Origin of the sequence: Mesorhizobium sp. M0598 (assembly GCF_040320865.1) — a bacterium.
GTDB lineage: Bacteria > Pseudomonadota > Alphaproteobacteria > Rhizobiales > Rhizobiaceae > Mesorhizobium.
In genome coordinates this window covers 1-11334 of the sequence record NZ_JAMYQL010000068.1, presented here as the reverse complement: position 1 = coordinate 11334, position 11334 = coordinate 1, and the positions used below count along the sequence as shown (strand labels likewise).

The following is an 11334-nucleotide window of genomic DNA, read 5'->3' as shown; positions in this document are numbered from 1 at the left end:
AACCGAAATCTCCACCCCGCGGGTTCCTTCCCTGGAGGCTTCCGGACGCCGGCCTCGAGCCACGCCATCTCAGTAGACGGCCGGCATCCGAAACCCATCACAGGAGCGGTCATTCGATGTTCTGCCGTTGAACGGCTTCATTCGCCAGTTTAGCGGAAATTGGGCGATTGCCTGAACAGGGAAGTTCGAAACCCTCTTGGTCCGCGAATCCCGCTGATTGCACGCTGCGGTGCGATATTCTGCAAGATAGCCACCCAACCACCGCCGATAGCCGCATTGCTCTCGACAAGAGCACTCCTGCCGCAGACCACCTAGCTGGCAGACACTTGGCTGATCCCGGCATCGACCCAGGCACGCGTCTGCTCAAGCACTTCATCCGAGAGCGCGGGATCGTCGATCGCCCGGGCGAGGATTACTGCCCCCACCATCGCTGCCCAGCTTCCGATCGCCGCGCGGCGTCTGTCTGCCGGATCCAACTCCGGCAGCGCCTTGCCGATACGGTCGATCTGCGATCGTAGGCCTTCCGTCATGGCCGAGCGTGCAGCCGGGGTCTGATGGCGGATGGCTGCGGCAAGGCCCGCCGTCGGGCAACCGCCGGCGCAGTTGTCGCGATGCCGGGGCGAAAGATAGGAACCTACATAAGCGCGAAGATCGCCCCCTCCGCCTGAGTCCGCGGCGAGGACGTGGGCAAGGGTCTGCGCGATCAGGTCGTCCTTCGAACTGAAATGGCCATAGAAGCCGCCATGGGTGAGCCCGGCGGCCTTCATCACTTCCGCCACGCTGACCGCGTCGAACCCCTTCTCGCGAAACAGCCGGCTGGCCGCATCCAATATCCGGTGACGGTTCTCCGCCATCTGCTCTCGACTGACCTTCATTTCAAAATTCTCCGTCGGCCCCGTTGACATTTACATGATGCCCATCATATTTAGCCGCAATCATGATGATCGTCATGAATATAGGTTCCATCAGAGAAAAGAGCAATGCCATGACCACCATTCCATCAGTCCTCATAACCGGCGCCTCCACGGGCATCGGAGCTTCCTATGCCGAACGGTTCGCCGGCCGCGGACACGACCTCGTGCTGGTTGCCCGTGACGTGGCACGAATGGAGGCACTGGGAGCCCGGCTCCGTCAGGAAACTGGCGTTGCGATCGACATCATCCAGGCTGATCTTACGCAGCCTGCCGAGCTTGCAACGGTAGAGACGAGGCTGCGCGATGACGCCCGCATCGGGATTCTAGTCAACAATGCCGGAACAGCCATCGGCGGAAGCTTCATCGAGCAGAGTACCGATGACGTCGCACGGCTGGTTGCGCTCAACACGACCGCACTTCTGCGGCTTGCCAGCGCCATGGCCCCGCGTCTTGCGAAAGCTGGCGAAGGGTCGATCGTCAACATCGGCTCCGTGGTCGGCCTGGCGCCGGAGTTCGGCATGACGGTCTACGGCGCAACCAAAGCCTTCGTGCTGTTTCTGTCGCAGGGGCTCAGCCTCGAGCTCGCGCCGAAGGGTGTCTACGTCCAGGCCGTGCTGCCCGCCACGACGCGTACGGAGATCTGGGACCACGTCGGCGCCGACATCAACACGCTTTCCAACGTGATGGAGGTGGACGATCTGGTTGATGCGGCGCTGGTCGGCTTCGACCGCCGCGAACCGGTGACCATCCCGCCGCTTCCCGATGCCGGGCAGTGGGACGCGCTTCAGGCCGCGCGCCAGGCCATGCTTCCGAACTATCGGAACGAACATCCCGCCGAGCGGTACCGCAAGGTCGCCTGAGCACCAACGAATCCATTTGATAACGACCTCGTCGCGGCGGGGACAAACAAGGTGACCTATGACCAACAAAGCACTTTTTGAGCCTTATTCTCTCGGCTCGCTGACGCTCTCCAATCGTATCGTCATGGCGCCCCTCACGCGCAATCGCGCTGGCCCGGGCTTCGTTCCGGGCGATCTTGCCGCCGAGTATTACGGCCAGCGGGCCTCCGCCGGCCTGCTGATCTCCGAGGCCACGCAGATCTCGCGGCAGGGACAAGGTTACCAGGACACGCCCGGCATCTATTCTCAGGCTCAGATCGACGGCTGGCGAAAGGTCACGACCGCGGTGCACGCCAAGGACGGGCGGATTTTCCTGCAGCTCTGGCACGTCGGCCGCGTCTCGCACGTCGATCTGCAGGAGAACGGCGCCGCGCCCGTCGCGCCCTCGGCAATCCGGGCCGCGACCAAGACGTTCGTGAACAACGGCTTTGTCGAGGTTTCGGCGCCCCGCGCGCTGGCGCTCGACGAGCTTGCGGGGATCGTCAACGATTTCCGCCAAGCAGCCGCGAACGCCATTGAGGCCGGCTTCGATGGCGTCGAGATTCATGGCGCCAACGGCTATCTGCTGGACCAGTTCGCCAAGGACGGTGCCAATGTCCGCACGGATGCTTATGGCGGATCGGTCGAGAACCGCGCCCGGCTGATGCTGGAGGTTGCGACTGCGGTGGTCGAGGAGATCGGCGCAGAGCGCACCGGCATCCGGATTTCGCCCGTCTCGCCCGCCAACGGCGTCTCGAGCAGCGCCCCCCAGGCGCAGTTCGACTATATCGTCGATCAACTCGATGCTTTGGGCATCGTCTATATCCATGTCGTCGAGGGCGCCACGGGCGGATCGCGCGATGTCGCGCCGTTCGACTTCGGATCGCTCCGCCGGCGCTTCAACAATACCTATATCGCCAATAACGGCTATAACCTCGACCTCGCGGCGTCGCGGCTCGCCGAGGGCAAGGCGGACCTCTTCGCCTTCGGGCGCCCGTTCATCGCCAATCCCGACCTTGTGGAACGGCTGAAGACGCGCACGCCGCTGACGGAGTTCAACTCGGCGACGCTCTATGGCGGCGGCTCCGCTGGCTATACCGACTATCCCGCGATCGCCGCCTCAAGCCGCCCATGAGCTATCGGAGGGCGGCGCCTGCGAGGCAGCCATCCCACGTGACAGCAGCGCCTCAGGGCATCTCTCTGGCGCTCCGCTCGAACTGGTGACCAAACCCAGGGATTCAGGAGGGCCATGGAGGGCTATAGCAAAGACGTTAGCTGCTCTGGTCCGCCCAGGACCAGCCAGACGAGATTCGTAGCACGTCGTACGTTCGCTTTACAGGCGCAAGCGGACCCATTCACCGTGATTTCGACTGTCGTGAATGGGTCAATCCTTCCGGTTCACGAACAGGAAGGATGCGCCATATCGCGACATGGTGCTTCTCCAAACCTGCCGTTCGCGCTCGGCCGAATTCACGCCCATGACCTCTTGCAGACGGTCAGACTAGTTCTGTGCAAGGGCCGACTGAAACTCCTTGGTGTTGTTGCGATTGGGATAGGACTGGTCCGGTACTGCCACGCCAAGATGCAGGCAGAGCGGCTCCCATCCGTCGCCCAGATTGTGGACCAGCAGTCGACCCGGCGTACTGTCGCAATGATCGCCGTTACATTGGCTTCGTAGACGGCTATGGCATTGGCGCGATCGTGCGGCCGGCCGCCGAAGACCTGCCTGGAGACCAACGCAAGACCCAGTGACTCCTGATCCGTGCTCTGGCTGATAGCTGCCAGGATCGTTTTCTCGAAGCTTTTCCACCAGCTTCCGGCGATCGGTATGTCAGGATGACCAGGGCGTCCGGATAGAAGTCAATCAGGTCACGCCAATAGTGTGCCGAGGGCGAGTCGATGCAGGACGCGTAGCCCGCAAACAGCTGGTTCCAGTCTGGTGCCGCGCCCTTCGCTAGCGAACGCCAAAGCCGTTTCTGGTCCTCATTGGCCATGACTTCGAACATGTGGTGACAGGGGCCGAAGCCAAGAATCGTCAGCGCCTCACGCATCGAATCCGTCCCCGTCCGACCGAAGCCCGCTCCGATTACCCTTATCGTCATTGTTCCCCCGTTCAGGCCCACAGCCGTCAGATCAGTCTTTCGCGAGCACCATCCGCAGTCGGTTTCCCTCAGGGTCGGAGAGGTCCAGTGCCCCGTCAGTTTGCAGCGAGGGCACGTGCGCATCCTCGAGACGTCGCGCGACGCCCGCAAAGTCTTCCTGGGTGGGAAGCACGACGGTAAAATGCTCCAGACCTGCCGCGCCGAGTGGTGGCTCCTTCAGCTCGTCGCGAGCCCAGATGTTGAACGCCACCATGTGTGGGCGTTCCTCGGTGCCGCAGTCGAACAAGCCAAACGTTGCAGACTGGATATGTGGCCTGAAGCCAAGCACGCCGAGGTAGAACGCCATCAGCGTTTCGGGCGACCGCGCGCGCATATGAATGTGACCGATGATGGAATCCGCCGCCAGCGGGACTTTGACACGGTCCGCCGGGTCGAGCTCCTGCAGCAATCGATCGATATCGAGAGGTTCGAGCCCGGAATGTCTCGTGCCGTCCTTGGCGACAAGCAAAACACCGCCGCCAGCCATCTCTTCCCTGGAGGCCAGGCGCTCGGGCGTGTCGAAGCAGATCTCGATTCCGTTGCCTGAAGCGTCGGAAACGTAAAGGGATTCCGAGATCAGATGATCCTGAGCGCTGTGCCTCAGGCCGGAGGCACGCAGCTGGGCGGCGACTCGGGCCAATTCCTTGCGGGTCGTGACGTGGATGGCGACATGAAAAAGATCGCGGGACTTTGACGGCAGGACGGTTGTTGCCCCGGCGTGCAGCGCAATAAGGGTCTTGCCGTCGACGCCGAGTTCGGCGATCCCGCCGTCCCTGGTCAGGGTCGAGAGGCCGACCACGTCACGCCAGACCGGTAAGGCGGCGGGAATGTCGACGACGCGCAGATGAACCGGGCCGAGACGGGTGGTGTTGGCCAGAATTTCTTGACACTTCATCGGCCGTTGTCTCCCTGCAGCGCTGGAACATTAGCTGCGAAAGATATGCCTGTCTGGCGCCTAGTTCGGGTCGACCGTTCCCGGCGCGTATTCGCCTGTGGTAGCCGGGCCGTTGGGTCACCAAAGGTAACTATTTGAGCAAACTAGCCGACGCAGGCCCGTAGCAGTAATTGCGCAAGAGATCATCGATTCAAGGCAGCGGGATCGGCTTGTCACTGAGTGTGCGCAAGTAGGCGATCAGGTTGACCCGTTCGGTCTCGTCCGGGACACCAGGCGTCTCCATCTTAACGCCCGGTGTGGTGAGCATAGGCCCGAAGAGATATCTGTTCAGGTCCTCGTACGTCCATACACCCTCCCAGCCCAGCAAGGCGTCGGAGTAACGCATATTTGCCATAGATGCCTTGTCGCGGCCGACGACGCTCCACAAGTTCGGTCCTATTTTGTTCCCTCCCTTTGGCTCCGCGTTGTGGCAACGGTTACACGCGCGGGTGAAGGTGGTTCGGCCTTTCTCGACATCGGCAGAAGCCAACTTCATTGAGACCGGAGCTGGTGTTGGCAAGACCACGCCGTGGGATATGAGATAGTCGGCAATTTCGCGTTGCCCCTGGCGTTTTGCCAGATGGAGTGGTGTCTTGCCGTCCATTGCCTTCGCATTCACGTCTGCGCCGGCCTCGACCAGTGCCTTCACGCAGTCGAGACAACCGAGAGTGACGGCGACATGAAGAGCGGATTCGCCGCCACGGTCGGACTTTGGATCTGCGTCATGCTCCAGCAAAAGATTTAACAGATCGATCTTGCCTACCCCTACAGCCGCCATCAGCGGGGGACCCCAAGTCGTCTGGGCGTTGACGTCCGCGCCACGTTCTATGAGCAGTTTTGCCGCTTCTATGTGGCCCATCATGACCGCAAAATAGAGCGGCGTTGCGTCTCCATCGCTCTCATCGACGCCGGCACCTGCATCGAGCGCTGCCGTGATCGCCCCGACGTCGCCCTCTTTCGCGGCGTCGTGAATGTCGGCCGCATGCGATATAATCGGGATGTGTAGAAGCAGTAGCGGAATGAAGAGCAAGAACCCGCGCATTTAACATCTCCTAAGGCAAGCCGGAGGACGCGGCACGATTTCAAGGCGGCAAAGTTTACCTCAAAATCCTTGATGCTACCACGCCCATCTGTTGCCTAAACAGATTGTGGAATCCCTTAAGAGAATGAGAGTTTTCAAGACCGGCTACCTCGCTGGCTGTCTCGCAACGGGCGGTGAGGTCCCATCCGGGTCACGACCAAGCGCTGGCCAAGTTGGCCGAAGCAAACGCACCCATGGACCGGCTCGCGCGGCATCAGTAGGCCACCCTCACGCCCGCCTTCGCATCGGCGCGATGTGCGGCGGATTATGCGGTCCATAAATCCACTGATAACCTGCTCTCATTAAGCGGTGCAATGCTCATGCCGCTTCGTGGCACGGCTTAACTTATTCGTTCGGCACACGGGGGGAGAATGGCCATTGACAGCAAACGGTTATGAAAGGCGCGACGGGCCGGAGCCTGATCGGGTTCCTCCGCTGGGCCTGGGCGGCTCCGCTGCTCTGTTCGGCGCGGGTGCTCTGCTGCTGTTCCTGACAACGCGGGTAGCCGTCCCGGCGTTCGTCTCCGCCACCGGGGCAGAGCCTGTGGTGATGTGGTTCCTGGCCGCAAGCATCGTCCTTTTTGGCCCCCTGCTTCTCACGGCTGCCCTGCTGTTGTATCGGGAACGGCGTTCAGGAAGGCCGGGGTCGTTGGGCGCGCGGCTGTGGCTTCGCCCGATGAATGGCGGCGACTGGCTCTGGGCAATTGGAGGGCTGGCGGCTGTCGGCGTGCTGACCGGCGGCATCGGCGCCGCGCTCCTGATGCTGCAAGACGGGAAGACTCTTCATCCCTCGTTCATGGCTTTCGAGCCGCTCGGTCCTGGGCGGTACTGGATTCTCGGCGCGTGGCTGCCGTTTTTTGTACTGAACGTCATTGGGGAAGAGTTTGTCTGGCGGGGTGTCGCACTGCCGCGGCAAGAGGTTGCCTTCGGGGAGCGGGCTTGGCTGGTCAATGGGATACTGTGGTTGCTGTTCCACGCTGCCTTCCCCTGGCAAGTCCTGTTGACGCTCGTGCCGATCACGTTGCTCCTGCCCTATGTCGTCCAGCGGCGTCGCAGCACACGGGCCGGGATCGTTATCCATGCCGGGTTCGGAGCAATGGGCTTCCTGGTCCTGGCATTCGGGCTTGCCTAAGTGTCCTCACAGCGCCGAACCATCCGCTGCAGCAGACGGCGGCAGCGATCTTGGTATCTCGGAGTTCAGCCGCCGGTCCACGGCCGATATCTTCGTTTCAGCGGCCTGGCCAGAGAGATTTCTGCCTACTCCATCAATTTGGGATATAGTCCGGGGAACAGAGCAGCCCCCCGCAGCCGAAGAGGAGAAGGGGCGTGGATATCGCGGCATGGCTCCTGAGCCTCGGCCTGCAGCAATACGAGCCGGCTTTTCGCGAAAACGACATTGAAGCTGATACGCTTCCCCAGCTCACCGCCGACGATCTCGTGGCGCTCGGGGTCATATCGATCGGCCACCGCCGCAAGCTGCTCGCCGCCATCGCCGCCCTGCGCGCGACTTCGGATACAGCGGTTACCTCGACCACGCGATCCCTGGCGGCGATCTCAGGGGCAGCCACGCCGCTTCCAGACGCTGAGCGGCGGCAGCTAACGGTCATGTTCGTTGACGCCGTCGGCTCGACGGCACTCGCAGCCCGCCTGGACCCCGAGGACATGCGCGAGGTGATCGGGACCTACCATCGCTGCGTCGCGGAGACTGTTGGTCGCTATGGCGGCTTCGTCGCAAAGTATATGGGGGACGGTGTACTGGTCTATTTCGGCTGGCCACAAGCTGATGAGGCCGATGCCGAGCGCGCCGTGCGCGCTGCTTTGGCTACGCTGGAGGAGGTCGGCCAGGCCGCCCCGGCCGGCGAACGGGTTACCGCACGCATCGGCATAGCCAGTGGCCTCGCCGTCGTCGGCGACCTGCTGGGCGCCGGCGCCGCACAGGAGCAGACGGTGATAGGCGAGACCCCAAACCTCGCCGCGCGCCTACAATCGCTCGCTGATCCTGGCTGCGCATTGATCGACGCAGAAACACGGCGGCGCATCGGCGGCTTGTTCGAGTACCGCGAGCTTGGCGACTTTGATCTCAAAGGCCTGCCTGGCCCTGTGCGCGCGTGGCTGGTGCTGGGCGAAGCCTTGGTTGAGAGCCGGTTCGCGGCAATGCATGCGGCTTCCCTCTCGCCGCTGGTCGGGCGCGATGACGAGCTCGGCCTGTTGCTGCGCCGCTGGCAGCAAGCAAAAGATGGTGAAGGGCAGGTGGTGCTCATCTCCGGCGAGCCCGGCATCGGCAAGTCCCGCCTGATCGCTGCGCTCGAGGAGCGCGTGGCCGGGGAGGCGCATCTCAAACTCAAGTACTTCTGCTCGCCGCATCACCGCGACAGCGCACTGCAGCCCATAATCGCACGCTGGCAGAACGACGCCGGCTTCGTGCGCAGCGAGTCTGCGGGCGCACGGCTTGACAAGCTGGAAGCCCTGCTTCTCCCACTCGGCGCCACCCTGGAAGAGGTAGCGCTCGTCGCCGAGTTGCTCAGCGTGCCGGGCGGAGAGCGTTATCCGCCACTAGCTCTCAGTCCGGAGCGCAAGAAGGAGCAGACCTTCGGAGCGTTGAACCGGATTCTGGACGAAAAGGCACGTCGGTCCCCCGTGCTGATCCTGTTCGAGGACGCGCATTGGGCCGACCCAAGTTCGCTTGAGCTGTTGGACAGGTTAATCATGCGTCTAGCCGCATTGCCAGTGATGGTGATCATTTCCTTTCGGCCAGAGTTTCAGGCGCCTTGGGTCGGCCAAACCAGCGTGACCTTGATTGCGCTGAGCCGGCTCGGCAATCGCCAGGCAACGGCGCTCGCAAGCCAGGTTGTCGTCGGTCAGGCGCTACCGGCTGGGATGCTGGAGCGGATTGTGGCGCAGACCGATGGGGTGCCTCTGTTCATCGAGGAATTGACCAAGGCCGTGCTGGAGCGCGCCAGTCAGCCCGATATCGCGGGCTCGCTTTCGGTGCCGAGCACCTTGCAGGCTTCACTGGTGGCACGGTTGGATCGGTTGCCGTTCGCAAAACAGGCGGCGCAGATCGGCGCGGTTATCGGCCGAGAGTTTAGCCATGAGCTGCTGGCCGCGGTGGCGAGAATTCCCGAGGCGGCATTGACGCAAGGATTGGACCAGCTCGTGAGCGCCGGTCTCGCCTTCCGTCGCGGCACCTCGGCCGAAGCTACTTACTCCTTCAAGCACGCTCTCGTTCAGGATGCCGCCTATGTGAGCCTGCTGCGTAGCACACGACAGAAGTTGCACTCGCGGATCGCCAAGGTGCTGGAAGAGCGGTGGCCGGACGTGGTCGAAACCCAGCCTGAGCTGCTTGCCCATCACTTCACCCAAGCCGGCTTGATGGAGCGCGCCGTCGATTACTGGCAGCGGGCTGGCGAACGCGCGTTCCGGCGCTCGGCAGCTGCGGAAGCCACAGGCCATCTTGCCAAGAGCATCGAACTCTTGCGAACCTTGCCGGAAGACCGCGCTCAAGCGGAGCGCGAGCTGCATCTCCAGACGATGCTCGGCCAGGCGTGCATCGCCCGCCACGGCTACGCCGCGTCTGAAACCGCTGCCGCTTTCGCCCGCGCCCGGGATCTGGTCGAGGCCATAGGCGACGTGTCACAACAATTCCCCGTGCTGTATGGGTTCTGGGCTGTCCAATACGTCCGGATGGCGGTTCGAGAGCAGCAGAACCTCGCCCGACATATTCTCGCGTTGGCCGAGCAGCACCCCGACCCGGAGCGACTATGCGTAGCGCACCGGATTTGCGGGGCGACCAACGAAATGACGGGCGAGTTGCCCGCCGCCCGGGAGCACCTCGAGCAAGCTATTGCGCTGTACGACCCGGAGCGGCACGGTTCCACAGCCTTTACCTTCGGACAAGACCTTGGGGTTGCCGTGCTGTCGCACCTGGTTTGGGTGCTGTGGCTGCTGGGCTACCCCGATCAAGCATCTCGCCGCCAAGCCGAAGCACTGGCGTTGGCGCGCCGTGTTGGCCACAAGAACACGCTAGGGTTTGCCCTGATGTACAGCGCGATGGCGGGTGCCTATGGCCACAACGCTGGAGTGGCCGCTGAGCACTCCGCATCCTTGCTGGAATTGGCCCGGGAGCAGAAATTTGATCTGTGGCGCGCCGGCGCGACGGTGGTCAATGGCTGGGCCACTGCTCGCCAAGGGCACGGAGCAGTCGGCATTGCGGCGATCGAGCGCGGTCTCGCGGAGTGGACGGGCAGCGGCGCAGAATGGATGCGACCATTCTTTCTCAGCCTGCTTGCCGACGCCTGCGCACTCTCCGGTGACGTGCTACGGGCGCTCGGGGAATTGGATGAGGCTAAGGCGGCGGTCGAGCGGACGGGGCAGCGCTGGCCGGACGCCGAACTGCATCGATTGCGAGGGCAGTTCCTGACAGCTTTGCCGGACGGCGGAAGACCAGGCGAGGCAAGCGCCGCGTTTCAGAGTGCGATCCAGATCGGCCGGCGTCAATCCGCAAAGTTCTGGGAGCTACGTGCTGCCACCAGCCTCGCCCGACTCTGGCGCGATGAGGGCAAGCATGCCGACGCCCGCGATCTGCTCGCGCCGGTGTATGCTTGGTTCACCGAAGGCTTTGAGACACCCGACCTCAAAGAGGCCAGGGCGCTGCTCGACACCTTGAGGTGAATAGAGATCCACGCTACTCTCGTGCGGCTTCCTGAGCCAGAAAGCGTCGGACGAACCGCGGCGCGTTGCCATCCCATCTGCCGCGGGTGGAAGGAGCGTCGACATCGAGGACCATGCCTGCCCACGCTGCCGCAATGGCTTGCATCGGATCGGCGAGGACGTGAGAGAGCGGCTCGACTCGGTCCGGCGCAGCTGCGTGTAATCGTGTGCGCCGGCCTAATATGCCTGCCCCGCGGCCATTCTGCGTGCCTGCCTGCGGCGCAGCGATCAGGATGAGATTCAGCATCAATCAAGATGAGACTCGGCGGAGGTGGTGTGACGCAGTGAGGCGTAGCCCGAACGGAGTTACACCACCTCCGCGACGCCCACTGCCGACGTCTGTTGAGCGCGGTTGGCTGAAGTACCTTGGCGATTTTCTGAGAATGGAGAATCACCTTTGTGCCACGCCGTCATGTAACCGACCATCAGACGGCTCTTTATGAAGTTACGACAGGAACACACGACCGAGATTGCCGCGGCCAAGGCGTCGATCAGCAGAGCGACGGCCTATCGCATCAAAAAGCATCCGGACCTGCCATCGCAAAAGCAAAAGGCTCGCGGCCGGCGACGGCCTGTACGCCTCCGGCGAGGGCCGCCTTGCGGGAGCATGGCCCGGTAGCGAAGCTGCGCTCTTAAGGTCGTCCTTTCGAGCGTAGTTAGCAGCACAGCATGAGCCA

The 11334-nt window shown here is 62.8% G+C and carries 9 protein-coding genes and 2 pseudogenes; 6 read left to right on the top strand and 5 right to left on the bottom strand.

Annotated elements, in window-relative coordinates; all coding sequences use genetic code 11:
- Positions 1 to 311: 311 nt before the first annotated feature.
- Positions 312 to 875, bottom strand: coding sequence for a TetR/AcrR family transcriptional regulator (locus tag NKI59_RS34085; protein ID WP_023674676.1), 564 nt, complete (start codon positions 873 to 875; stop codon positions 312 to 314).
- A 110-nt stretch (positions 876 to 985) separates the two neighbouring features.
- Between NKI59_RS34085 and NKI59_RS34080 the strand changes: the two genes are divergently transcribed.
- Complete coding sequence (locus NKI59_RS34080; RefSeq protein ID WP_352708910.1) at positions 986 to 1774, top strand: SDR family NAD(P)-dependent oxidoreductase; 789 nt, start codon at positions 986 to 988, stop codon at positions 1772 to 1774.
- A gap of 58 nt (positions 1775 to 1832) precedes the next feature.
- The gene (locus NKI59_RS34075; protein ID WP_352708907.1) at positions 1833 to 2927 is read left to right on the top strand and encodes an alkene reductase; all 1095 of its coding nucleotides are present in this window, start codon (positions 1833 to 1835) and stop codon (positions 2925 to 2927) included.
- 366 nt (positions 2928 to 3293) lie between these two features.
- Here NKI59_RS34075 and NKI59_RS34070 read toward each other — a convergent pair whose 3' ends face one another.
- From NKI59_RS34070 to NKI59_RS34055, 4 genes are all read right to left on the bottom strand, one after another.
- On the bottom strand, positions 3294 to 3380 hold the full coding sequence (locus NKI59_RS34070) for a hypothetical protein (protein ID WP_352625191.1): 87 nt from the start codon (positions 3378 to 3380) through the stop codon (positions 3294 to 3296).
- A 94-nt stretch (positions 3381 to 3474) separates the two neighbouring features.
- Positions 3475 to 3843: a sulfotransferase gene (locus NKI59_RS34065; RefSeq protein WP_352625188.1), complete on the bottom strand. Its 369-nt coding sequence runs from the start codon at positions 3841 to 3843 to the stop codon at positions 3475 to 3477.
- An 82-nt stretch (positions 3844 to 3925) separates the two neighbouring features.
- Positions 3926 to 4732, bottom strand: coding sequence for a VOC family protein (locus NKI59_RS34060; RefSeq protein WP_352708906.1), 807 nt, complete (start codon positions 4730 to 4732; stop codon positions 3926 to 3928).
- 286 nt (positions 4733 to 5018) lie between these two features.
- Complete coding sequence (locus NKI59_RS34055) at positions 5019 to 5909, bottom strand: ankyrin repeat domain-containing protein (protein ID WP_352592406.1); 891 nt, start codon at positions 5907 to 5909, stop codon at positions 5019 to 5021.
- Between the two features lie 588 nt (positions 5910 to 6497).
- Here NKI59_RS34055 and NKI59_RS34050 point away from each other — a divergent pair.
- From NKI59_RS34050 to NKI59_RS34035, 4 genes and pseudogenes are all read left to right on the top strand, one after another.
- Positions 6498 to 7079, top strand: a complete 582-nt coding sequence (locus tag NKI59_RS34050) for a CPBP family intramembrane glutamic endopeptidase (protein ID WP_352708904.1) — start codon at positions 6498 to 6500, stop codon at positions 7077 to 7079.
- A 194-nt stretch (positions 7080 to 7273) separates the two neighbouring features.
- Entirely contained in the window at positions 7274 to 10618 is a 3345-nt protein-coding gene (locus NKI59_RS34045; RefSeq protein ID WP_352708903.1) for an AAA family ATPase, read from the top strand.
- 41 nt (positions 10619 to 10659) lie between these two features.
- Positions 10660 to 10825, top strand: a pseudogene (locus NKI59_RS34040) (IS66 family transposase zinc-finger binding domain-containing protein); the annotation flags it as partial.
- Between the two features lie 231 nt (positions 10826 to 11056).
- Positions 11057 to 11231, top strand: a pseudogene (locus NKI59_RS34035) (IS21 family transposase); the annotation flags it as partial.
- Positions 11232 to 11334 lie beyond the last annotated feature (103 nt).